Annotated in this window: 20 protein-coding genes and 3 pseudogenes; 6 read left to right on the forward strand and 17 right to left on the reverse strand. The window is 39.7% G+C overall.

The features are described 5' to 3' along the window. Positions 1-847 (reverse strand): RNA-guided endonuclease InsQ/TnpB family protein (locus ACTJIX_RS03660; RefSeq protein WP_440611173.1); only part of this gene is annotated, 847 nt, incomplete at its 3' end. A gap of 20 nt (positions 848-867) precedes the next feature. Between ACTJIX_RS03660 and tnpA the strand changes: the two genes are divergently transcribed. After that, positions 868-1281, forward strand: a complete 414-nt coding sequence (gene tnpA / locus ACTJIX_RS03665) for an IS200/IS605 family transposase (protein ID WP_004889908.1) — start codon at positions 868-870, stop codon at positions 1279-1281. A 17-nt stretch (positions 1282-1298) separates the two neighbouring features. On the opposite strand, the gene ACTJIX_RS03670 is transcribed toward tnpA, so the two are convergent. The 5 genes and pseudogenes from ACTJIX_RS03670 to ACTJIX_RS03690 form a co-directional block, all read right to left on the reverse strand. After that, entirely contained in the window at positions 1299-1769 is a 471-nt protein-coding gene (locus tag ACTJIX_RS03670; RefSeq protein WP_004889909.1) for an HAD hydrolase-like protein, read from the reverse strand. Positions 1770-2012: 243 nt separating this feature from the next. After that, positions 2013-2564: a translation initiation factor IF-3 gene (infC, locus tag ACTJIX_RS03675; RefSeq protein ID WP_076753101.1), complete on the reverse strand. Its 552-nt coding sequence runs from the start codon at positions 2562-2564 to the stop codon at positions 2013-2015. A gap of 5 nt (positions 2565-2569) precedes the next feature. Next, positions 2570-4492: a threonine--tRNA ligase gene (gene thrS, locus ACTJIX_RS03680; RefSeq protein ID WP_004813026.1), complete on the reverse strand. Its 1923-nt coding sequence runs from the start codon at positions 4490-4492 to the stop codon at positions 2570-2572. 237 nt (positions 4493-4729) lie between these two features. Next, a pseudogene (locus ACTJIX_RS03685) lies at positions 4730-5887 on the reverse strand (alanine racemase). 22 nt (positions 5888-5909) lie between these two features. Next, positions 5910-7190 (reverse strand): D-arabinono-1,4-lactone oxidase, encoded by a 1281-nt coding sequence (locus ACTJIX_RS03690; protein WP_004889919.1) that lies wholly within the window; start codon positions 7188-7190, stop codon positions 5910-5912. A gap of 481 nt (positions 7191-7671) precedes the next feature. Here ACTJIX_RS03690 and ACTJIX_RS03695 point away from each other — a divergent pair, with 481 nt between their 5' ends. Beyond that, positions 7672-9312: an acyl-CoA synthetase gene (locus tag ACTJIX_RS03695; protein WP_004889922.1), complete on the forward strand. Its 1641-nt coding sequence runs from the start codon at positions 7672-7674 to the stop codon at positions 9310-9312. A gap of 56 nt (positions 9313-9368) precedes the next feature. Here the strand turns inward: ACTJIX_RS03695 and ACTJIX_RS03700 are convergent, their stop codons facing one another. Together ACTJIX_RS03700 and znuD are read right to left on the reverse strand one after the other, a co-directional pair. Further along, positions 9369-10832, reverse strand: a complete 1464-nt coding sequence (locus tag ACTJIX_RS03700; RefSeq protein WP_004889924.1) for a phospholipase D-like domain-containing protein — start codon at positions 10830-10832, stop codon at positions 9369-9371. 106 nt (positions 10833-10938) lie between these two features. After that, positions 10939-13053, reverse strand: a complete 2115-nt coding sequence (znuD, locus tag ACTJIX_RS03705; RefSeq protein WP_440611174.1) for a zinc piracy TonB-dependent receptor ZnuD — start codon at positions 13051-13053, stop codon at positions 10939-10941. 141 nt (positions 13054-13194) lie between these two features. Here znuD and ACTJIX_RS03710 point away from each other — a divergent pair, with 141 nt between their 5' ends. The 4 genes and pseudogenes from ACTJIX_RS03710 to ACTJIX_RS03725 all read left to right on the forward strand — a co-directional run bounded on the left by ACTJIX_RS03710 (position 13195) and on the right by ACTJIX_RS03725 (position 17375). Continuing rightward, positions 13195-13959, forward strand: coding sequence for a DUF4184 family protein (locus ACTJIX_RS03710; RefSeq protein WP_440611175.1), 765 nt, complete (start codon positions 13195-13197; stop codon positions 13957-13959). Between the two features lie 162 nt (positions 13960-14121). After that, positions 14122-15906: an aspartate--tRNA ligase gene (gene aspS / locus ACTJIX_RS03715; RefSeq protein WP_440611176.1), complete on the forward strand. Its 1785-nt coding sequence runs from the start codon at positions 14122-14124 to the stop codon at positions 15904-15906. 271 nt (positions 15907-16177) lie between these two features. Beyond that, positions 16178-17043 (forward strand): annotated as a pseudogene (locus ACTJIX_RS03720) (lysophospholipid acyltransferase family protein). 113 nt (positions 17044-17156) lie between these two features. Continuing rightward, positions 17157-17375, forward strand: coding sequence for a hypothetical protein (locus ACTJIX_RS03725; protein WP_253170116.1), 219 nt, complete (start codon positions 17157-17159; stop codon positions 17373-17375). 7 nt (positions 17376-17382) lie between these two features. On the opposite strand, the gene ACTJIX_RS03730 is transcribed toward ACTJIX_RS03725, so the two are convergent. The 9 genes and pseudogenes from ACTJIX_RS03730 to ACTJIX_RS03770 all read right to left on the reverse strand — a co-directional run bounded on the left by ACTJIX_RS03730 (position 17383) and on the right by ACTJIX_RS03770 (position 24045). Beyond that, positions 17383-18171, reverse strand: a complete 789-nt coding sequence (locus ACTJIX_RS03730) for a hypothetical protein (RefSeq protein WP_440611177.1) — start codon at positions 18169-18171, stop codon at positions 17383-17385. 13 nt (positions 18172-18184) lie between these two features. Next, on the reverse strand, positions 18185-18946 hold the full coding sequence (locus tag ACTJIX_RS03735; RefSeq protein ID WP_440611178.1) for a glycosyltransferase family 25 protein: 762 nt from the start codon (positions 18944-18946) through the stop codon (positions 18185-18187). A gap of 388 nt (positions 18947-19334) precedes the next feature. Next, complete coding sequence (locus ACTJIX_RS03740) at positions 19335-19526, reverse strand: glycosyltransferase family 25 protein (RefSeq protein WP_440611179.1); 192 nt, start codon at positions 19524-19526, stop codon at positions 19335-19337. A gap of 55 nt (positions 19527-19581) precedes the next feature. Further along, positions 19582-19719: pseudogene (locus tag ACTJIX_RS03745) on the reverse strand (glycosyltransferase family 25 protein); the annotation flags it as partial. Positions 19720-19905: 186 nt separating this feature from the next. Further along, the gene (locus ACTJIX_RS03750) at positions 19906-20670 is read right to left on the reverse strand and encodes a glycosyltransferase family 25 protein (RefSeq protein WP_346794978.1); all 765 of its coding nucleotides are present in this window, start codon (positions 20668-20670) and stop codon (positions 19906-19908) included. A 17-nt stretch (positions 20671-20687) separates the two neighbouring features. After that, positions 20688-21458, reverse strand: a complete 771-nt coding sequence (locus ACTJIX_RS03755) for a glycosyltransferase family 25 protein (protein WP_346794979.1) — start codon at positions 21456-21458, stop codon at positions 20688-20690. A gap of 10 nt (positions 21459-21468) precedes the next feature. Beyond that, positions 21469-22233 carry a glycosyltransferase family 25 protein gene (locus tag ACTJIX_RS03760; protein WP_346795009.1) on the reverse strand — a complete coding sequence of 255 codons (765 nt, stop codon included), beginning with the start codon at positions 22231-22233 and terminating at the stop codon, positions 21469-21471. A gap of 9 nt (positions 22234-22242) precedes the next feature. Then, positions 22243-23217, reverse strand: a complete 975-nt coding sequence (locus tag ACTJIX_RS03765; protein ID WP_440611180.1) for a stealth family protein — start codon at positions 23215-23217, stop codon at positions 22243-22245. Between the two features lie 54 nt (positions 23218-23271). Continuing rightward, the gene (locus tag ACTJIX_RS03770; RefSeq protein WP_051005988.1) at positions 23272-24045 is read right to left on the reverse strand and encodes a hypothetical protein; all 774 of its coding nucleotides are present in this window, start codon (positions 24043-24045) and stop codon (positions 23272-23274) included. Between the last annotated feature and the right edge of the window lie 30 nt (positions 24046-24075).

Genomic DNA, 24075 nt, shown 5'->3' on the forward strand with positions numbered 1-24075 from the left:
CCCCTGCGTTCTCGCATTTATACTTGAGCAATGTTTTTAGTGCCGAAAACCCTGTATCTAAAACAGACTTTGCCATTTTAGTTTTGACTAGTTTCCTGGCACTTAAGTCACCCACAACAATTAGTGCATTGTTTTTTACAAGCATGGTGCTTGCTTTGTGCAAATGATCTTTACGACAATTTGCAATCTTAGCGTGTAAGGTACGAACACGCTTTTTATTCCTTGATCGTTGAGCAATCCCTAATTTCTGCTCGTACTTCCGATAGAATTTAGGGTTTGTGATCACTGTGCCATCAGAGCAGGTGGCAATATCTTTTAAACCTAAATCAATGCCTATGGCTTTGGTTGCTATTGGTTTTTCTTGTTTAGATGATTCAACCACGAGGCACACATACCAGCGCCCACGACTATCTTCAACAAATGAGCCAGTTTTAACCTTGTATTTGCCTATACCATAACTGTCCCATAAGTTGAATTTAGTTTTCCCGTACTCAACCCAGCCATCGGCATACTTGAATCCTGATTTTTTAAATGGTATCCAACCCAAAGATCGTCTTGCTGATTTTTTGTTGCTTACACGCCATTTCAGCTTTGCTTTTTTAAATTGCTTTCTTCGGGTAATAAGTTCTTCTGTAATGGCTTGAACAGTTTGACTATGCAGGTTGCATTCCTTAGAAGTACCTTTGGTGTATTCTGCAATATCGTATGCCGATAGAAATTCACCCTTACGCTTGAGATGTTTAAATCCTAAATCATTCACATAATTCCAAACAAAATTCACCTCAGATGCCAATTGGTCTAGCACCTTGCAATGTTTGTTTCTTATACGTAATTTAAGTGTTTTCATCATTAGAATATATTTAGTCTATGAACAATAGTCAAGAAATTAGAACAGGCCGTCACTGTGTCTTTAATATGCACATTCACTTGGTATTTGTAGCGAAATATCGTAGAGATGTTTTCACCAATGCCATGCTTGAAACGATGCGTGAAGTATTTGAACGTGTCTGCTTAGACTTTGAAGCTGAATTGATAGAATTTGACGGTGAACATGATCATGTACATTTGCTCGTCAATTATCCACCTAAAGTCGCCATTTCTAGTTTAGTGAATAGCTTAAAAGGTGCGTCTAGTCGCATTCTACGCACTAAGCATCCTGAAATTAAGAGCAAATTATGGGGCAATGCCCTGTGGTCCCCAAGTTACTTCGCTGCGTCATGCGGAGGTGCGCCAATCGGAATTATTAAACACTATATTCAGCAACAGCAAACACCGCATTAATGGCTTACGCCAGTCGCTTATATCCTCGGGCTGAACCCCGAAGTTTTACGCTCCAACGAATAAATTGAAGCATTGCTTTCGACCCACTCAAATAGCTGAAACAGTTCCGCACCTAGATACTTTCGGCAATTATTCGGAGTATTGGAGGTGACAATTGCCATGCGAACGCCCTGCTGTTTGAGATGGCGAAGCAAATCCGCAATACCTTCAAACAATTCTGGCATTTTGCCACTACGACGCATCTCCCGTTTACAGTCATACATTAAGCGAAAGGTCTGAAATATTGACAGATTGAGTGCCTGACGGATCTGTCGTGGTGGTAAAGCTCTTAAATGCTCGACCTGATCTTTATGCATCAATGCATAGCGATATTTACCGGCAAAGCAATTCAGCAACTCGATAAACTGTTCAAAGGAATCAACCAGAGTACCATCTATATCAAAAATGACCAGCTGATAGGGTACAACGCGATTATTTAAAAAAGCCATAAGCCAGTCATCCAGCAATTTATGCCAAGTTTAAAAAATATATCTTTTCTCTACTCATATTCACTCATATTTGTAATGTTTATCACTGTAATCCTGATCAAAATTATTTCGGCACAAATAATGTGCGGCATAGTTGAGTTATTTTTTAGGCTTTAAACTGATAGCAGAAACTAGACTGTCTATTTTATGGCTATAAAATAAAAAAGCCCTGCAAGTGCAGGGCTTTTTTCGCTCAATGAGTGCTTACTTTTTCTTTTTAGGACCAAGCAGCATACCCATTTGACGGCCTTCCATTTTTGGAGACTGTTCAACTACACCAATTTCCGCTACATCAGCTTCAATTTTTTGTAATTGAGCCAGACCCAACTGTTGGTGAGCCATCTCACGACCACGGAAACGAAGCGTGATTTTTACCTTGTTGCCTTCTTCAAGGAACTTGATAATTGCACGCAGTTTTACGTTGTAATCACCTACATCAGTACCAGGGCGTAGCTTGATTTCTTTCACCTGTACTTGATGTTGTTTTTTCTTCGCTTCTTTCTGCTTTTGTTTAAGATCAAACAAATGCTTGTTAAAGTCCATGATTTTACAAACAGGTGGCTCAGCATTTGCTACGATCTCTACAAGATCAAGCTCTACGCTTTCTGCTGCACGTAAAGCTTCAGTTAAGCTTACTATACCTTTTTGCTCACCATTTTCGTCTACAAGACGGACTTCTTTCGCACGAATTTCATCATTCAACGCAGGACGGTTTGATTTGTTACCGCCCTGTTGATTACGGTCAGGCTGTTTAATCGCTGTTACTCCACAATGTACCGGCCGCGTTCGGCAACGGCTGTTTTTACCAGATCAACGAAAGCATCGATTGACATGGTACCCAAATTTGTTCCTGAGCGTGTACGGACATTTACCGTACCTTCCTCTACTTCACGGTCCCCAAGTACCAGTAAGTAAGGAATACGCTCTAAAGTACGTTCACGAATCTTAAAGCCGATTTTCTCATTTCTCAAGTCGGAAATCGCGCGGATACCGCTTTCTTTAAGTTTTGCGACGACTGACTCACAAGCCTCGGCTTGAGAATCGGTAATATTCATGACACACGCCTGAATTGGTGATAACCAAGGTGGCATAAAGCCTGCGTAGTGTTCAATAAGTATACCAATAAAACGCTCGAAACTGCCAAGAATTGCACGATGTAACATTACTGGCTGATCACGGTCGTTGTCTTCGGTCACGTAAGATGCATCTAGACGTTCTGGAAGGTTGAAGTCACATTGAATCGTACCGCATTGCCATACACGGCCCAAGCAGTCTTTCAATGAGAATTCGATCTTCGGACCGTAGAACGCACCCTCACCTGGCTGCAATTCCCACTCCAGACCAGCAGCATCTAAAGCATCTGCCAAAGATTTTTCTGCCATATCCCAAAGTGTATCATCACCAACACGTTTTTCAGGACGAGTTGACAACTTCATTTGTACTTCTTCGAAGCCAAAATCTTTGTATACATCGAGTGTCAATTTGATAAAGTCTGCAACTTCAGTACCGATTTGCTCTTTGGTACAGAAAATATGTGCATCATCTTGGGTAAAGCCGCGAACACGCATAATCCCATGTAAAGAACCTGATGGTTCGTTACGGTGACATGACCCGAATTCTGCCAGACGTACCGGAAGATCACGGTATGACTTTAAGCCTTGGTTGAACACTTGTACGTGACAAGGACAGTTCATTGGCTTCACCGCATAGTTACGATTTTCAGAATGCGTCGTAAACATGTTGTCTGCATAGTTGGCAGCATGGCCTGATTTTTCCCATAACGTGAAATCAACCACCTGTGGTGTGCGGATTTCTTCGTAGCCATTGTCCTGCTGAACTTTACGCATGTACTGTTCAAGAACCTGGTAAATGGTCCAGCCATTCGGATGCCAGAACACCATACCCGGTGCTTCTTCCTGCATATGGAACAAGTCTAGCGCTTTACCGATTTTACGGTGATCACGTTTTTCTGCTTCTTCGATACGTTTTACATAAGCAGCAAGCTGTTTTTTGTCCGCCCACGCTGTACCGTAAATACGTTGTAACTGTTCATTTTTCGCATCACCGCGCCAGTAAGCACCCGAGATTTTAGTCAGCTTAAACGATTTTAAGAATTTAGTATTTGGAACGTGCGGACCACGGCACATATCCAAATAGTCTTGATGGTAATACAAGCCCATTTGTGTTTCTTCAGGCATGTCTTCGATCAGACGGAGTTTGTATTCTTCGCCACGCGCAGTGAATTCTTTGATCACTTCATCACGTGGTGTCATTTTTTTGATGACATCGTAGTCTTGATCGATGAGCTTTTTCATACGCTCTTCAATCGCTGCCATATCGTCTAGAGTAAATGGACGTGGCATCCAGATGTCATAGTAGAAACCTTCTTCAATGACTGGACCAATTACCATTTTTGCTTCTGGGAACAATTGCTTAACAGCATGACCCACTAGGTGTGCGCAAGAGTGACGAATGATATGAACACCATCTTCGTCTTTCGGCGTAATAATCTGTAAGGTTGCGTCTTCAGTAATAAGATCACAAGCGTCTACTAAACGATCGTTCACACGACCTGCAACAGTATTTTTTGCTAGACCAGGACCGATGCTTTGAGCAACTTCCATCACAGATACGGCTTGATCAAACTGTTTTTGATCGCCATTTGGCAAAGTGATAATTGGCATATGAAATCCTTAAGGAGTGATGCCCCGTACAATGGAGCATGTCACCGCGAGATTATGATCGAGGAGAACCTCAAAAGATAAAAACGGTGGATAAATAAAAATCGCCTAGAATTTTACACGTCTCGGGCCATTTAATAAACCGTTAATCCTTTTTTCTCGGCTGAAAACATGCTTTGCTGCCAATCCCTTGCAGGATATTCAGAATGACTTGGGAGATAGCCACCATGATCCATCCTGTTATTCCCTAAAATTCTCCCACTTTTGATATTGTCCCTGCTCATAAGCATACAGCGAAGCAAATTGTGGCAGAATCGATTCACTTTGGGCGGGCCGGAAAAATACATAATCATCGACCTGAATCCGGCAACTAGATGGAATCTGCAACAATTCCTGATTACTACTGCGTCCATACAGTAAATGTGGCTTCGCACCTGGCGGATAGATACATTTCCCGCGCCAGTAACCACCATAAATACATACCGCCCGTTGCCGCGGTTGAAACCGCTTTAATCGCTCTAATCCAGGTAACTGAATTTGGTCCAGCACTTTCAATACTGGTGCAGCAATCCATAAAGCCGGTTGCATGGGCTCTAGGCCTTCCAGATCAAAATCAGTTGGCTTGAGCAACATTGAACCGAAGGATACATCATTACAGACCGTCTGGATAAAGTGGTGATGCAAGGTACCACTTCCCGCTCCATTCAGACAAAGAGCAGACAGATCCAGCTCAGGCAGCATCTGGCACATGACATTCATGAAGTTCATATAACACTGTTGAGATTTCTGATAGCTCTGGATGGGAGGAAATAATGCACTAGGCAACTTAGAAACATGAGCATCGTAACCCATCAGACCACTTAAACTCAGATATTCCGAATGGCTTTTGATAATCGCCAGGCAGTGCATAAACTGCTCTAGATCTGACAACCCACCACGATGAAGGCCAATATCAATTTCCAGATTGATCCGCAGCTGTAGATTCCGCTCCTTGGCATATGTCAGATAATTTTTCAGACGCTCAGCTGAATCAATCAGTCACTGCACTTTCGGCAGATGCTCAGCCTGATCTTCGGTAAAGCTTTTCAGGCATTGCAAAGGCACTGGCTTGCCCATCAGAATATCTGCCTGCGTATAGGCTTGCAGGATATGGACCGCATGCGGAAGATGGAACACCATAAAAGACTGGGTATTAAAGGCTTTAGCAATTCGTTTTAGCAATATTGAATTGGCTAATGATTTCACCACCAGACGCGGTTTCAGATGGGTCGGCATCTTATGTTGTAACCAGTCAATATTCTGTTCCAGCTTAGACAAATCCAGAATCAATTGAGGTTGTCCATTTCCTTGCTCATGCAGAGTTTTCTGGAGTTCCTGAAAGTAGTCAAGATATAGCATACTGTATTCCTCCTCAGCTCATTCAAGATGGAATGAACAGGCGCTCCAGATAAGGATTGAGCCATTTATCCTGTGGATCAAGGGATTTTCGTAACTGCATAAACTCATCCCATTTCGGATAGAGTTCACAAAGCTGTCGGGCTTCCAGCGAATGCAGCTTGCCCCAGTGCGGGCGTCCTCCGTATTTTCTGAAAATCGGTTCTACCAGATCAAAAATCACCTGATAATCCTGTTTGTAAAATTGATGTACGGAGATCGAAACTGAATCTTGTTGATAAAATGGACTTAGCCAGATATCGTCCCCACGTACATAACGAAATTCAATTGGAAAAAATACCGGCGCTTTCTGTTGCTGTAGTATTTCCATAACCTCCTCAAAACAGGCCAGTCCCTGTTTCACCGGCAGCTGATATTCCATTTCATTAAAACGGGTATTACGTACACTAGGAAAAATACGGCTGGACCAGTCCACTGCTTTCGATGGCCGGATCGCTATATTTAACAGACGCTGTAACCAGGGATTCAGTCCTGGCCAAATTCGATTCAGCTCACAGCACATGTTCAACATGAAGTCCTCATCCAGCCAACCATCCGGTCTTGCCTGTGCTTCTTCCTGGGTTTCATCCAGACTTTTTAGAATGACATTATCGCTATGGGTAAAGGCCCAGAACTCTATATGCCGGTGCTGATGCTTCCATTTATCGATGCTTGCATATAGATCGGTGAGTGAGCAAAGTCGAATCTGCTCCTGCAACCTGTACATGGGCCGGTTTTGTAGCTGGATACGGGTCATAATGCCCAGACTGCCACATGCCACCCGTCCTGCAGCAAAGATATCTGCATTCTGCTCAGAGTTACAGCATAGCAAGTGACCGTCCGCAGTCAGCAATTCAAATTCAGAAACCAGAGCAGAAAGACAAGGTAACTCCACCCCGGTTCCATGCGTACCTGTAGCAATGGCACCTGCCAGACTTTGCCGGTCGATATCCCCTTGGTTTGCCAATGCCTGATCAATGGTGGCCAGCTTCTCACCCACATCATACAAACGGGTCCCGGCCCAAAAGGTACTGCGACACTGTTCTCGATCATAGTCACACATCCCTTTAAGCTGATCTAGGCAAACCAGCACGTCGCTGGTTTTTGCCAAGGCACTAAAGGAATGGCTTGCACCCACAACACGTAATTTTGGATAGACACGCACAAGCCCCTGCAGCATCTCAATGCTGTAAGGATGAAAAATACTGGGACTGGATCGCTGGGAACCTGACCAGTTGGCCCACATCTCTGCACGTGCTATCTCCATAGCGGCTTCCTTTTACCCGGTTTTAAGTCAATAAAACCCGGACATAATTGCTCTTATTTTTGTTGTTATGAATATCTTTTTATTTAGAAATCATCATGCAGTCATTTAGAGAAACAAGTCAATTTTAAAGTCTATGTAAATTTGTAAAACTCGTTTTTTTATAAATACTTGCAAAATAATTTGATTTTATTAGTCACTAATCCACAAAAATAAAAGCCAGTCATTTTATCTATTTGCGCGGGTCTTTGAAGCTAAATTTCACACCGGATTCTATTTAACCCAACTTTATTCTGTTTATTATAGTGACAGACATGTAAAGTAACAGTTCATTTTATCCATCAAAGTTCAATAAAAACAAAAATATAGATATTAAAAGCTTGATCTTTCATTCACGCTCGACTAAAGCATAAATGTCACAATCACTAAAAATTGCTAGATTTAGAGTAATTAAATAATAATTATTTATTCAGGGAGTAGAACAATGGGCAGTGCATATGATGAATTACCACGCACACCAGCAAACTTTGTAGCGCTTTCACCTTTACGCTATCTAGAACGTGCGGCCTATATCTATCCCAACCAGAATGCCATTATTCATGGCCAGCGTGAAATTACCTGGCGTGACACTTATCAGCGCTGTCGTCGGTTCGCTCACCAGTTGCAACAGCTTGGTGTAGGCAAAAATGATACCGTATCTGTCCTTTTACCTAACGTCCCAGCCATGATTGAGGCGCACTTTGCTGTTCCGATGGCAGGTGCTGTACTGAATACCTTAAATACCCGTTTAGATGCCAAGACTTTGGCTTTTATGCTAGAACATGCGGAAACTAAAGTTCTACTTGTCGATCCTGAATTTACTGCTGTGGCGCAGGAAGCGCTGGCACTGATCAAGCAGGATATTTATATCATCGATGTAGCAGATGAGAACTATGAAGAAGCTGCTGATCGTATTGGCCAGATTGAATATGAAAGCTGGCTGGCTCAAGGCGATGCCAATTTTGAATGGCACTTGCCACAAGATGAATGGGACGCAATCAGCCTGAACTATACTTCAGGTACAACTGGCAACCCAAAAGGCGTGGTTTATCATCATCGCGGTGCGTATATTAATGCAGCCAGCAACATTATTGCCTGTGGCATGATGCCACGTGCAACCTATCTCTGGACCCTGCCATTATTCCACTGTAATGGCTGGTGTTTTGCCTGGACCATGGCGGCCAACGGCGGAACCAATGTCTGCTTACGCAAAGTTGATCCTGAACTGATCTTTCAGCTGATTGCCACACATAAAGTCGATTATTTCTGTGGTGCACCAATTGTCCTGTCGATGCTCATCAATACACCGGAAGAGAAAAGAACCAAATTTGATCACCGTGTAGAAGTTATGGTGGCAGGTGCTGCGCCTCCAGCAGCCATCATTGAAGGTATGCGCAATATTGGTATCAATGTAACCCACGTCTATGGTTTAACCGAGACATATGGTCCTTCTGCCCTATGTGCATCTCAAGCTGGCTGGTCCGATCTCACCATCCAGGAACAGGCCCAGTTGCACTCACGTCAAGGTGTACCATATCCATTGCAGGATGGTATGAAAGTGCTTGATCCTGAAACCATGCAGGAAGTGCCACATGATGGTAAAACGCTGGGCGAGATCATGTTCCGCGGTAACATCGTCATGAAAGGTTATCTGAAAAATCCGGAAGCTACGGCAGAAGCCTTTGCCGGTGGCTGGTTCCATACCGGTGACCTCGCTGTTTGCCAGCCAGACGGTTATGCCAAAATCACTGACCGCTCTAAAGATGTCATCATTTCTGGTGGTGAAAATATTTCTTCGCTAGAAGTAGAGGAAGTGCTGTATCAGCACCCTGCGATTCTGACTGCAGCGGTAGTCGCCAAACCAGATCCACGCTGGCAGGAAGTGCCGTGTGCCTTTATTGAACTCAAACAGGGCTTCGAAGTTACACCAGAAGAAATTATTGAATTTTGTCGTGAACATTTGGCGCGTTTCAAAGTGCCAAAAGATGTGGTGATTACTGAGATTCCAAAAACTTCGACTGGCAAGCTGCAAAAATTTGTCCTGCGTGAATGGGCCAAAGAACGCTCAACTGGTGAGTTTAGCTAATCCATTATTATTCGATAAAAAAAGGAAGTCATCTCGACTTCCTTTTGATTTCTCATCTAGAACGTCGACCAGCCACTCCATTCCATAAAACGGTATAGCCAGTATTTAAAGAACGAATCTTCTGCATATTGCGTATAGTCCACGCTCATGGCACGACCATTCAGATTTGACCATGCACCGTCAAAATATTGCTGGGCATCCTTGAACACTTCGGCCTGAGGCTGACCTAGCACACGCATATTGGTTTCCAGATTATAGTTTTTCAGATTCCGTACGGTAAAATTAGCCGAGCCTAAAATCATTTCAGCTTGCTGAGCATTGCGCTTCATCAGTATTTTACTATGACATTGCTCTCCTTGAGTACGGCACCAGCGCACATCAATATCTGCTTTATGCAGTTCCCAAGCCACTTGCCGGTTTGGAATCCCGTTTTTCTCACGGCCAAAAGCATCTTTATTTGGATCGAGTAAAACCCGGACTTTGACACCACGTTCATGTGCCGCAATCAGACTTTTAATAATTTTGCGCTCAGATAAATAAAACATCGCCAGATCAATCTGCTCATTTGCTTTGGCTGTCTGAATGAGATTCAGAATCGCATCATAAATAGCTTTTTCAGTCAGCACCTGAACTTGTGGCTGGCTGCTGTCTGCCTGAAAATCCCCGGCGACAATGGCAGGCATATTGGCTTGTGACATCATGCCGACAGATTGCTCTGTTTTCAGGATATCCACAGCGGTGCTACCCCAGACCAATAAACCAATATTGGAATGCCGCGAACTGCCATCATGCGGGTTCATGGATGTGACCAGTGCTTTCCAGCCTTGATCGGTATCCACCACCATAGTTTTGCGATGATTGGCTTTAAAGTTAAACAGCTCAAAATAACTGCGCAGGGTAATTTTTTCTGTTCCAAATGGATTCGGCAACCAGCCCTTTTCCGGATTATTGCCAATGCCCTGGCAACAGATATACCAGAAGCCGGACCAGCTTGGATTGGAAGCCCGCAATGGCATCAGATTGGTTTCAATCACATCAACACCGTGCTGACGTAGGGCTCGATACTGCTCGGATCGAATTCCGCCATAGACCGAATTGATCGGATCGGTAATAAATTTGATTTCGACTTCAGGTTGCAACAGACGTTTACTGATTAAAGCATCCGTCAGTTGTTGACTTAATGCCTGATGTTCCTGCGTAGATGCCCCAGTTTGCTGATTAAATAAAAACATATCAAGCACGATCAGCGATTTGGCTTCTTCAATCATGTTCAGCATTTCATTAAAAATGCGATGATCTAGCTGCTGCTTGCCTTGTGCATCCAGATAAGTCTGATCAGCCAGAAACTTGACTTCGGCATGACGCAGCTTGCCCGTATAATTCAGACCTTCCGGCAAAGGCTTATACGTGTGGTAGATCGCTGAAGCCAGATAACCCACGGCCAGCATACTAATGATCAAAGTCGCATAACGGCGATTCGACCAGTTCAATTTATTGTGAATTCGTTGAAAGATACGCATAAGAAAAAACCTAACCCAATATACTCAGGCTAGGTTTTATCTTATGATTTTTCAAGTAGATTTCAGTGAGATCTAGATGATTTGGTCGATTATTTTCGTAGACCTGTTAGAAATCATACTGCACGCCGACAGTAAAGTTGCGACCGACTTGCGGAATATTGGACAGGAATGAAGTATGTGAATACACCTGATCATCAAGCAGATTGTTGGCTTTGAAATAAACCCGGTAAGCATTTTTATCTGCAATGCTATTGGCATAACTTAAGCCAACATTCACCATATTGTAGCCCTGGGTTTCATTTTCATAACTGGCAATCTTGTCCTGATTAAAGACATGATAATATTCAGCCAGACCTGACCAGCCATCGGCAAAGTCTGCTTCGACTTTGGTTCCTAAGCGGCCCGCGGGTACACGTGGTGCATTTTCACCTTCAATCTTGCCACGCACATAGTCACCAAAAACACTGACTTTATACATGTCATTGATCTGGTAACCTGCCTGTGCCTCAGTCCCATAGAATCTGGCTTTGTCTTGGGTATACTGCACACCGCGTAAATTACCTTTCTGCGCTATTGTTTCGCCATAAATATAATCATCGAACCAGTTGTGATACACATGCACATGGTAATCCAGTTGATCACCTTCATAATGCAGACCCAATTCAAGATTATTTGAAGTTTCTTTATCGAGGTCAGGGTTACCGAGTTCATACGTATTGGTGGCAAAATGCAGGCCATCCGCGTACAGCTCTTGGGCCAAAGGCAAACGCTGCTGATGTGATCCCACCACAGAAAGCTTATAGTTTGGCGCAAATTCCCAATTGGCTGCTGCTGAACCTGAAACACCGGTATCTGAGTAATTTTTTTGAGTTGAATCCACATCAATTTTTTGATGTTCTACTCGTGCACCGAGTTCAACATGCACATCACCGATCTGTTTGTGCTCAAGACCAAATAAACTGTATTTTTCAGTTTTGGTATCTGCCATCAGAACACTGCTATGGGAATGCCCCTCATGTTCATCTGCACCTCCGGCAAGATTAACTTTTTGCTGGCTATATTGAGTACCAATGACCCCTTCCCAACCCGCAACTGGAACGTGTACCAGTTCTAAACGTGCATCATAGCCTTTACTTTTAAAATTACTGATGACTTCATTTTCTTCCAGTTCATCATGTTCATAATCAGTGAAGCTGGCATGGGCACGCAACTTGTCAAAACCGGCAAATGGGTTATTTAACTCAGTGCGCATATCATAACGATGTGATTCCAGATCAACCCATGGACCACCATGTGCGTGTTCTTCTTCAACTGCATTTGGATCCGGTTGTGGTGCTGGGCCATGTCCGCCACAATGTAATTCATTACCATGTGGATGACAGTCATGATATTCATGACTATGCCCTGGCAAACCATATTGGTCTTGGCGGTTACTATAAGATAGACCAACAAAACCACGATCATGAATCCATGATCCGCCAATATTGACTGTTTGTCCTTCTGCAAAAGTATTGTCGACACGGCGTTCTTTATGAAAGTGGGAGTGATCTCCATGCGGCTCTTCGACCACATAATCCGGCGCAATATAATCATTGGCTTTACGCTTTGAGCCTTCTACACGCAAAGCAAAATTTTCACCAATACCCGCTGTCACACCAGCACTTGCTAACTTTTCGTCACTACCTGAGTTATAGCGCAGGCCGACTGTACCTTCCAGACCATCTTCAGGCATCTGGGTCGGAATTTTTTGATCGGTGACATTCACCAGACCACCGACTGTACCAGCGCCATAAAGTAGCGTAGATGGACCGCGAATCACTTCGACTTGTTTCGCCAGAATCGGATCAACGGTGACAGCATGATCCGGAGACAAGGTCGAAACATCAGCAGTTTCTGAAGCATGCTGCAACACTTTCACACGTGGGCCATCCTGACCTCGAATGACCGGACGACTTGCACCTGTACCAAACTGATTTGAATAGACACCCAATTCATCTGCCAGTGCATCACCAATAGTCGTCGCACGCTCAGATAATGCTTTTTGATCCACCACATGATCCGCAACCGCAAAATCTGCTGCGGTTTGTATCAATGGATGGGCCTGAACCTGGATGGTTTCCAGCGTTTGTACAGTTACTGTCGCTTCTTCTTGTTGTGCGAATGCTGATGGTGTAATAACCGCAAAAATAGAGAGTGTTATTAAATTCTTATGAAAAGACATGACCCAAGCTCAAAATGACTAAAATAGAATAATGTTATAATATAACATTTCATTATTTTTGCAATCGTTTACGATAACCAGTGATATATTTTATTAGAATGCTCTTTGAATATTTTTTTATTACATTAAAACATTATCTTTATGCCCTTTACCTTGTCCCATGCTGTACTTGCTCCACCTATTTCACGTTTAAGCGGTAATAGGCTACCTGTTGCTGCGTTAGCGATTGGCTGTATGGTGCCCGATTTACATCGACTCTTTACTTCGAGCAATTCAAATATCACGCATTTATGGTCTTCGCTGATTCATCCAGACCTCTGGTTTGGGCTGGCTTTCTGTAGCATCTGGTATCTGGTTTACCGGCCAGTAACTTACCGTTTCATCGGCATTCAGCATGATTTAAATATTTACAGCATCCTTTCAGCTTTAAGATTCATCTTGGCGATGTGTCTAGCACTGATCATCGGCACAGCCACTCATTTAATCTGGGATGGTCTGACCCACGTCGATTTTCGGACTTTTGCCTTCCATGAAGTTTTAGCACAACAGTTTCAGTTGTTTGGACAAAGTTATCCGCTGCACCGGATTTTACAGATTGGCACGTCCGTGATTGTTTTGCCGTTTATGCTGTGGATGAGTGTGCACTACTATAAAAAGCATCAGCAATATCTGGCAGTCAGCCGAAAAATCAAAGTGTTTGCGTGGAACTTAGTCCTGTTTTCTGTATTGACCGGCCTGTTTTCTGTTTGGGATTATGCCCGCTATATCCCTACAGATATCTGGCAATCGGATCTGTACTATTTTACTGGACGATCTATTAATGAATTTAGTCAGGGCTTTCTGATCACCTTCAGCCTAGGCTGTTTATTGTTTTTATTTTTGGACAGAGGTCGCAGGATGGGTTAGACAAAGCGCTGGCTTTTCGTCTATTCACTTTAAAATGATATTGTTTTTGACCCAGGTTCTTGTGACTACATGCCCAAAGAGGCATAATCCTACCTTTACGAAAAGCGGTACGCTGTTTACGTATTCGCTGACCTTAAACCATATAGTTGGATTTTTAACGCTATGATGCGAACTCATTACTGCGGTTCATTAACCGAAGCTCAAATTGACCAAACCGTAACATTATGCGGTTGGGTTCACCGTCGCCGTGACCACGGTGGTGTAATCTTCCTTGACATGCGTGACCGTGACGGTCTTGTTCAAGTGGTTATTGACCCAGATACTCCTGAAGCATTCGCAACTGCCGATAAATCACGTTCAGAATTTGTATTAAAAATTACAGGCCGCGTACGTCGTCGTTATGCAGGGACTGAAAACGCAAATATCACCAGCGGTCAAATCGAAGTTCTTGGTAAAGAAATTGAAGTTCTTGCTGCGTCAGAAACTCCGCCATTCCCATTGAATGACGAAAATACCAACATTTCTGAAGAAGTACGTTTAAAGTACCGTTTCCTGGACATCCGTCGCCCTGAAATGTTAGACCGTTTACGTTTCCGTTCTAAACTGACTAACCTGATTCGTAACTACTTCGAAGACAATGGTTTTCTTGACGTTGAAACTCCGATTCTCACCCGTGCTACGCCTGAAGGTGCACGTGACTATCTAGTACCAAGTCGTGTTTCTAACGGTAGCTTCTATGCGCTTCCACAATCTCCACAGCTGTTCAAACAGTTGTTGATGGTGGGCGGTATCGATCGTTATTACCAAATCGCAAAATGTTTCCGTGATGAAGACTTACGTGCTGACCGCCAGCCTGAATTCACCCAAATCGACGTTGAAACATCGTTCATGAGTGACGATGACATTATGGATTTGATGGAAACATTGACGATCAAGATGTTCAAAGAACTTCTAGACGTTCAATTCGAAAAATTCCCACGTATGACCTACGCAGATGCAATGCGTGACTATGCATCTGATAAGCCAGACTTACGCATTCCTTTGAAACTGGTTGACGTTGCAGACCTCATGCAAGACGTTGAGTTCAAAGTATTTGCAGGTCCTGCAAAAGATCCTAAAGGTCGTATCGTTGCGCTTCGCGTACCAGGCGCTGGTTCACTGCCACGTAGTGCAATTGATGAATACACTAAATTTGTAGGCATCTACGGTGCACGCGGTTTGGCTTACATTAAAGTCAACGAACTTGAAAAAGGCATTGAAGGTCTTCAATCTCCAATCGTAAAATTCATCGAGCCAATCGTGCTGGATCTATTGAAACGTGTTGGCGCTGAAAATGGCGACATCGTATTCTTCGGTGCAGATAAAGCGAAAGTTGTAAACGATGCCATGGGTGCACTTCGTGTGAAAATTGGTCACGACATGAAACTTGCGACTTGCGAGTGGGCGCCACTTTGGGTGGTTGATTTCCCAATGTTTGAAGAAACTGATGATGGCAAATGGACCTCTGTTCACCACCCATTCACGTTACCAAAATCTAGCGTTGAAGAAGTGAAGAACAACCCAGGCGCAGCGCTTTCTGTTGCTTACGATATGGTGCTTAACGGTACTGAAATCGGTGGTGGTTCACTACGTATTTACAACCTAGAAATGCAAAAAGCGATCTTTGAAGCACTTGGTATTTCTGAAGAAGAAGCAGAAGAGAAATTCAGCTTCTTGTTAAATGCCTTGAAATACGGTGCGCCTCCGCACGGTGGTTTGGCATTCGGTCTTGACCGTTTGGTGATGTTAATGACCGGTGCATCATCTATCCGTGACGTGATTGCGTTCCCGAAAACCAAGACTGCTGAATGTCCATTGACACAAGCACCTGCACCAGTTGAATCAAATCAATTGCGTGATTTGGGTATTCGCTTACGTGAAAAACCAAAAGCTGAATCTCAAGAATAATTCTTGAAGATTTAAGTAAAAAAGCCCTGCTCTGTGCAGGGCTTTTTTATCATGATCTTAGCGATTCATTATAGTTTTAACTAGGGCTTTGAGTATAAAAAATCTTATCCTTTCAGTATGAAAATATAGATGAATTTTCTTAAGCTATTTTTTCATAATATTTTATATTAACCATTAAGTTGCTTTGCTATTTTTGATGATCTCTTAGATTTTTAGGCACTTATATAATTTTCAAGATTAAACCCGCCTATTAAAGAGTCTTTTTTAAAATATGTATTTTCTACTAACTTTTTTAGCTATATTACCTTTACGCATTTTACAATTGTTCGGGTACATCATTGCTTGGTTTTTATATCGAACCAATTCATCTATTCATCGTGTCACACAGATTAATATTCAACTGGCCTATCCTGAACTAAATGATAAACAACAAAAAATATCATTAGAAAAAGTATTCAAAGTCAATGTTTAAGTTATTTGGAATGTATTAAATTTTGGGGAATGTCTACTGCTTATAACCTTTCACGTATCAATCAAATTTATGGCATTGAACATTTCAACCATGCCATCAATGAGAAAAAAGGTGTGATTGTCGTAGTTCCACATTTGGGAAGCTGGGAATTACTAAATGCATGGCTTTGCTCACAAACACAACCCATGATCATGTATAAACCGAATAGAAATAAAGACATCAATCGCTATATTTTGCAGGCTCGCCAGAAAACGAATGCTATTTTAGTCCCTGCAGATGAAACTGGTATAAGAGCTATATTTAAACATTTAAAACAAGGTGGTCTTACTGTTATTTTGCCAGATCATATTCCTAAGCCTTCGGGCGGCATCTATGCAGATTTTTTTAAACAAAACGTTCTTTCAGGAACTATTGTTCCTAAATTAGCTCAAAAAACACAATGTAATGTGGTAGGCATAAGCTGTATTCGTACCAATCGACACAGCTGTTTTGATATTCACTGTAGTTCTATATCGAATAATATTATGTCTAAGGATCTACAAACCAGCGTACTTTGCCTGAATCAACATATGGAACAAATGATTGCAACAATACCTGCACAATATATTTGGTCATATAAACGCTTCAGAAACTGCTATGGTAATCATAACCCATATAAAGCTTAAATTTCCCTAGGTAATTTCTAAGTAATGTATAATTTTAGAAAATAGAATAAATTGAGATTCAGGCCTAAAAATGGCATAATCTTGTTATTCTTTTAAGATGTGGATTGTCTCCCATGGCGATGCGTCCTGCTGTCCGTAACCGTGGCATCATGCTGATTGTGTTTTCAGTCGTTCAATGGTTGTTTATGCGCTATATTCTTGCCAACAATCTTTTCTCTTTAGACACCAATGATCGTATTGTCTACTTCTGCCTTAGCAGTATCATTGGTGCATTTCTGATTTTTGTTGGTTTGATTTATATGGTGTTGAAAGGGAATCCTGATAAAAATTAAAATTTTATTAGCGATAATCTTTACATACTGGTTTTAAATTTTCATCAAATAAGAGATGTTCATGAAACATAAGGCATAATGGATGAAATATCTGACCAAGAATGGAAGTCCAAGGCAATGGATAGCCTTCATTATCACCCATAATATTACCTGGATGTGCTTTCAAGGTTTCAAAATTTTCATCTAATCGCTTATGTAATTCTGTGATCCACAATTCTGTAAATTGTGTATACGGTTTAAAAATATATCCACCATTACCAATAACTAGATTAAAATTTTTCTTCAAATCTTTATTCATTTTTTTTGCATCAATGGGATTAACGAATTTTGTTATATAACCGATATCTTTATATGAGGATTCATGATAGCCAATTGCAAGTACATTATTATCATTATTCAATTTTTCAAATGCTTTTTCCCAATTGTATAATTGAGGTTTGATATCGCTATAGCCTCCACCGAAATGGTGCATAAAATAACATCTTAAATAATCTGATTTATGCACTAAAGAAAGATAAGAATAAGCTGGATGTAGAGGAAAATCTTTTTTTATAAAATTATCCAAATTAGATGGGTTAACTAAAATTACTTCTGCACCAGAATTTTTTTGCAGACTTTTCAAACCTTTTAGTCTATTTTCAGACATAGGGTTATTCCCTGTCCAAAAACAGTAAATAACTTTATTAACTTTAGTTATAGCCTCGGGATTTTTTATTTTATTTTCTAAAAAACGAATATTATATTTTTCTTTTTCATAAAAATATTTTTTATGATAAAAATTTGATAAAAATTTCATAAAAATCTCGTACTCAATTAAATTTAACTTTACAGAAAAGCTTCCAGATATTCTTGATAACTCTGAACAATTCCCTCTTCAATTTCAATTGAATATTAATCTTTTCTTTAGGTACAACTATTTTTCTTGTGCATCTTTCGCCTTGTAACTGGCTTGGCAAAGCTCCCTTAGACAATCTTCCAGCTTGAATAACTAAACTTGGTACCATTTGATAAATTTTATATTCTTTAGATAAAATTTTATCCTCAAATATAATTACATCAATAGGTTTATTTATAAATTTTCCATAAACAGAATTCAAAATTATTTGAGCAGCATTTCTTGACAGAATATACCCTGCAGCACCTAAATGTTTACCTTTTAAGAGTCTTAAAAAACGACAATATCCTATGTTTATAGTTTTCAATGACATAAATGCATTTTTTTCAAATTTTTCTATTTTAATAAAATCAATATTTGAAGGAATCCAAGAAAAATCAGCTAAGAAATGATTGGAATGAATCCCTAAGATCACGTCATCTTCGAATACTGCTATATATTCTAAATTACTCTTTAAAAAATTTTCACATATCACGATATGACTTAAAAAACAAGCTTTCTCAACTTGCGTCAACATATTATCATCAAATTTAATATCAAATTTTTTAGCATATGCATCTACTTCTTTAACTGTTATCGCGTCAAAGAATTTAAAATTTAAATTATGTTTTTCAAACTCATTTGAAATATGCAAGCGCCTCTCATCCGCATCTTTCAAACTAATAACATAATTCATACACACCCTAATAATATTTATTCATATCCCCTAACAATTATAAATTATTTTAAGGTTGAAAACCAACAAAGATTATTAACACAGTAATAAATTTTTATTACAAATAAAAAATAGCAAAATCAATTTATTATACTACTTCAAAATCTCTTAATAAGAATTTCAAGTAGTACTGCCTAAAAAATTATTTAATATAGTAAATCTTGGAATATTTTTTTGAATTTTATTCATAATTCCTACTAATTCATCTATAATTTTTTAAAATATATTTTTATTATATTTTAATAATTTAAGAGTTTTTTACTTCTCTCATTCTACAATTGACTTGGAAGATTATTTATTCCAATTCGATCTTCTTGAATAACTACACATGGGTTTAATTGATAGATAGTTATAAACTTATTTTTATATAAGAATTAAAAATTAGTTGATCAATAGGACGTAAAATTTTTTTACTACATACTTGATTTAGTATTTGTTTAGCCATTGATTTTGAAATAATATAACCTGCTGTTCCTAAATGTTTACCTTTCGACCTTCTTAGAGACAGATTTTTATTAAAACTAATTCTTTGGAAATCCATTAAAGCAACATCTTGAAATTTTTTCTATTTTTATAAAATGTATTTTACTAGGAATTCAATTATAATCATTTAAATATTCATTACAATATTTAGATAAATAAACATCATCTTCAAAAATTGTAAGATATTTTAAGTCACTATTTATTAAATATTCCCATAATTTGACATGACTTAAAAAACAAGCTTTTTCACTATTAGATAAATTTTATTTACTAAAATCAATATTATATTTTCTCTCATTTTCATTGAGAGTATCCTTATTTACTACATTGAAGAAATTAAAAAAATCATTATTCTAAGAAAACTCTTTCTCAATATGCTTTCGTCTTGCCCATGCCGTTGATAAGCTAATTAAAAAATTCATAAAAAAATCCTAGTTTTATTTATGAAATATTAATTTAATAGTATATGGATATTCAATAATTTTCTTAAATATTCTAATGAATTCTCTTTTTATTTTATCCCTAAAGGATAATTTAGTTTTTATTTTATTTTCTCTCCATTGTAGTGATGAAATAAAAGATTGATTATTCGGCTTTAAAATACAGTCTTGTATACAAAGTACAGGATTCAATTGAGAAATTGGATACTTGCCTTTTTTCAAATATTGATTAAACAATATTTGATCAATATGGTCTAACACATTTAAACTTTGTACATAAGCTATTAAATCTTTAGCTGCTGCATATGAAAGTACGTATCCACCAGCGCCAAGATGTCCTTTTTGCAAGACACCTATTGTATATTCAGATTCACCTACTTTAATTTTTTCATTTTGTTTTAATACAACTTTTTTATAAACTTTCTCAATTTTAATAATATCTTTATTTATGGGCCATTCACCACAAAGAAAGTCAGAAGCATTTTCACTTAAATAAATATCATCTTCAAATATTACGATATAATTTAACTTTTCTTTAATTACTTTATTCCAAAGAGAAAAATGACTAAGAAAACAAGCTGTTTCATTTTCTGTCAGCTTATTGGCTTTAGTATTCAATTTAAATTTTTCTAATAATTCTTTATTCAAAGCTGGTTCAATGGCTTCAAAAAAATTGAAAGGTATACTTTGTGAGTTAAATTCATTCTGGATGTGAGCTCTTCTATCTACTGCTGATTTAAGGCTAATGACATAATTATTCATAATAAGTATTCTTACAATTATTTAAAACCAATGCTCTGCCCAACTAAAGCATATTTCACTTGCTTAAGCACACGCATAATTTCCAACTGAATTTTTGCCCATCCCTTCTTCTTCTGCTTACGCATACGCGCTTTACGTTCAGCAAGCAAATCACTAGAAAGGACTGTTTTCTTTTCAGGAAAAAGCATCATTTCTTGAATACAAAGAGCTGGTTTCATTTGGTAAACAGAATGAACTTTCTCTCGGATAAATTCATCAAACATGACTTGATCTAAAGGAATTAACTGAATCTTTCGCACATAATCCAAGTATTTTTTTGCCCCTTTCCAGCTTAAAATATAGCCCGCTGTCCCCAAATTTTTTCCCGTTAACTGAATAATCTGACGCGATCCATTTGCGATATCTATATTAGGACCACTTAAAAAGACCTTATCGGCAAAAGCTTCTATTTTAATAATATCCCAGTCATTTTGAATCCAGTCATCCTGACTCAGAAAATAGTCAGTATTTTCTCCCAAATATACATCATCTTCAAAAATTGCCAAATGCGGAATCTGCTCATCTACCATTTTTTGCCAGATCGATACATGACTCATAAAACAAGCGAGCTCGCCTGCCGTAATAAAATCTTCATGCACATTTAGAGACATTTTCGCAGCAAGTGATTTTGCCAAATCTGGAGTTAATGCATCAAAAAAATCAAAACCGATATTCTGTTTACCAAATTCTTTTTGAATGTGTTCACGACGTGCAGTTGCTGTTTTTAGGCTAATTACAATGTTTTTCATACAGAGTTACTTACTTTGAAGCCATTAAGTGTTTAAGTGCATAATAGCGATCACGCCACATACGCTTTTGCTTTTTCAAACCATGGGACAACCCACGATTTTCTTTTTGTTTACGTGATACACCCTGAGAAGCGACTGTCCCTAAAATATCACTGTCTAAACCTGCAGGTCGAACCAAGGCTGGCCACACACCTAACCCCTTTCCATTTTTACTCAGCCAGGTCTGGAAGAAAATATCGACAGGCATATTTATATGCTTACCAGCTTCTAAAAATGCTTGAGCACCTTGGCGTGACCAGATCAAACCTAATCCGCGAATTGGAAAATAAAAAGCATGCCACATGCTCATATCTTCAATCTGGATAATATCTTTTGCCAGCTTTTTCTTTTTGGCTGCAATATTAATTAAGTACCAATCTAATTCTTTATGCTGATCCAGATATTCCAACACACCATCCAGCTTTGTTTTAAAGTCTGGATTAATTTTCATATCATCTTCAAGTACAACCAGATAATCTGCATCAGTATTCAGAAACTTCTCTGCGCAACCATAATGACTCAGATAACACCCCAATTCCGAGTTCATCAGGCTACGCCCAAGTATCTGTTGCGCACCTTGATCATCATAGTTGGTAAATTCAGTTAAAGCCTTGCCGCGACCATCGACTGCAGAGAAACGCTCAAAAGGCCAGTGCACTGCATCTAGTTGCTGAGTCGCCCGTTCAAGCCGTTCATGACTACCATCCAGATTAATCAGATAAGTAATTACTTTCATCATGAACCTCTAAGCTAAAATTGAATTTGGTAAATAACCAGCCAGTTTTTGCTGCATGGCATTACCGATCTGCTTTGCATCTGCTGACTTCAATTGATCCAGACTCTGGATACAACCATATTTTATTGCAGGATTATCTAAAGCTGAAATAAAACTGTCGAGGCTATCTTCATTTTTCAGATAAGCCAGTTCAATATCCGGCTTCAGCTCAGCTTGCTGCTTTTGAATCTTGATATGATTCATCAGTGAAATGGGATTAAGCTGCTCTACACTGCGGAACTTGTATTTAATCTGGGTTTCCAGCAACTGCTGATGTGCCAATAAATAATCTTTCAAAGCATGACGATCAACAATATGTGGATAATGATGGATCTCAAAGAACTTTTTGAAACCCAGGATATCAGCTCCTAACATTTGTGCAATCATGTGCTTCGGCTGAATCGGCTTGCCAAATTGACGCTGCAAAAATTGGCGATATTTTAACTTTGTCTTCAGCGCAAAACTGCTTTGCCAGTGGCCATAGATCACCAAATGATTACCGTTTAGAAAATCTTCTGGCTGTGCAGTTGAATTAAAGAAAAAGTCATCATTCAAATAAATAAAATAGTCTGATAATCCTTCAATGTTCCAGAGCATACTTTCAATGGATCGGGTATTAAAAGTGGGCAAATGCTGCTCATAACCTCTAAAAATTTCCCGATGATCCACTACACGAATTTTATCGGCAGTACACAGGCCTTGTGCAGCAAATTCATCAATAAATTCTGGGCGCTGGTTATCGGTCACTACAAAAATATTGCGGCAAAAAGGTACATATTTCAGGATTGAAGCAATGTTGTAGTAGATTTCATTATTACTGGCGAAGCGGGTATCACTGACTGCATCGGATGCATCTTCACCAGTCAGATATTTATGCCGTTTCTTTTTTAATTCCAGATCATTGCCATCCACCCAGGCAATTACAATATCAATTTGCTGCTGCATTTACTTCATCACTTTAAAATAGGTACCGGATTGCTTAATTACTACACTTAATAATTATTGCCACGCATCCTTGATCCATTGCGATGGCAGAACATAACGGTACCATTTACCACCGCCGCCGTTAATTGCGTCAGGTGGATTGATTTCACCATGGAAAATAATAATTTTGACACCTTCCGGCTTCACAGGCGGCTTGAAATAAGCCATTGGAATTTTTTGCAGACAGTGATATTTATAGCTCTTGCACCAGGAATCCGGCCAGTAACTCAGTTTCTTTTCCTGATCAACATACCAGGATAAATAAGCCTGCTCATTACGAAACTTCTGACGGATTTCATCAAAATGTTCACGGAAATATGGCATCAAACCAGGAAAAGCTCCCAGCTTGAAACGATAAACCGAGCTATTTCCGGTAATACGCCATGGACGTTTCCAGTCATGAATAATCAAAAAATCACCCGGATGGGTAAAGAAACTGTCAATATTATCGACAATCACAACATCTAAATCGAGAAAAAGTGCATTTCCTTTTAAACCATATAAATTAGGTTCAAAGGTCGATAACTTATTCCAGCCACGTTCAGGACTACCTGCTGGCAAGGCCAATGGCGGAATAGGAAAACATTCAACAGCAGGATCAATGCCCTCGGTACGGTCTGTCAGACACACCATTTTAAAGTCAACCGTAGTATGACGCTTGACCATGTTGTATAAACGATTGACGTACTCTGCCCCATATTTGGTGCCCCACTTCATGCATAGCACAATATTCTGTTCAGACTGTGTATGAGCCTGACCTGACAGTGAGTCGTTTACGTTTTCCTGCATGTATTCATCTTCCACCAGCATTCTGCGCCA

The organism is Acinetobacter sp. 22323 (genome assembly GCF_052044895.1).
Taxonomy (GTDB): Bacteria; Pseudomonadota; Gammaproteobacteria; order Pseudomonadales; family Moraxellaceae; genus Acinetobacter; species Acinetobacter schindleri.

Coding starts and splice junctions, on each gene's coding strand:
- ACTJIX_RS03765 (WP_440611180.1), bottom strand. CDS start 23,217: ATGCAGCAGCAAATTGATATTGTAATTGCCTGGGTGGATGGCAATGAT.
- ACTJIX_RS03690 (WP_004889919.1), bottom strand. CDS start 7,190: ATGGAGATAGCACGTGCAGAGATGTGGGCCAACTGGTCAGGTTCCCAG.
- ACTJIX_RS03670 (WP_004889909.1), bottom strand. CDS start 1,769: ATGGCTTTTTTAAATAATCGCGTTGTACCCTATCAGCTGGTCATTTTT.
- tnpA (WP_004889908.1), top strand. CDS start 868: ATGAACAATAGTCAAGAAATTAGAACAGGCCGTCACTGTGTCTTTAAT.
- ACTJIX_RS03755 (WP_346794979.1), bottom strand. CDS start 21,458: ATGAAAAACATTGTAATTAGCCTAAAAACAGCAACTGCACGTCGTGAA.
- ACTJIX_RS03730 (WP_440611177.1), bottom strand. CDS start 18,171: ATGAAATTTTTATCAAATTTTTATCATAAAAAATATTTTTATGAAAAA.
- ACTJIX_RS03735 (WP_440611178.1), bottom strand. CDS start 18,946: ATGAATTATGTTATTAGTTTGAAAGATGCGGATGAGAGGCGCTTGCAT.
- ACTJIX_RS03740 (WP_440611179.1), bottom strand. CDS start 19,526: ATGGATTTCCAAAGAATTAGTTTTAATAAAAATCTGTCTCTAAGAAGG.
- ACTJIX_RS03710 (WP_440611175.1), top strand. CDS start 13,195: ATGCCCTTTACCTTGTCCCATGCTGTACTTGCTCCACCTATTTCACGT.
- ACTJIX_RS03770 (WP_051005988.1), bottom strand. CDS start 24,045: ATGCAGGAAAACGTAAACGACTCACTGTCAGGTCAGGCTCATACACAG.
- ACTJIX_RS03725 (WP_253170116.1), top strand. CDS start 17,157: ATGGCGATGCGTCCTGCTGTCCGTAACCGTGGCATCATGCTGATTGTG.
- aspS (WP_440611176.1), top strand. CDS start 14,122: ATGATGCGAACTCATTACTGCGGTTCATTAACCGAAGCTCAAATTGAC.
- ACTJIX_RS03700 (WP_004889924.1), bottom strand. CDS start 10,832: ATGCGTATCTTTCAACGAATTCACAATAAATTGAACTGGTCGAATCGC.
- thrS (WP_004813026.1), bottom strand. CDS start 4,492: ATGCCAATTATCACTTTGCCAAATGGCGATCAAAAACAGTTTGATCAA.
- ACTJIX_RS03695 (WP_004889922.1), top strand. CDS start 7,672: ATGGGCAGTGCATATGATGAATTACCACGCACACCAGCAAACTTTGTA.
- ACTJIX_RS03760 (WP_346795009.1), bottom strand. CDS start 22,233: ATGAAAGTAATTACTTATCTGATTAATCTGGATGGTAGTCATGAACGG.
- znuD (WP_440611174.1), bottom strand. CDS start 13,053: ATGTCTTTTCATAAGAATTTAATAACACTCTCTATTTTTGCGGTTATT.
- ACTJIX_RS03750 (WP_346794978.1), bottom strand. CDS start 20,670: ATGAATAATTATGTCATTAGCCTTAAATCAGCAGTAGATAGAAGAGCT.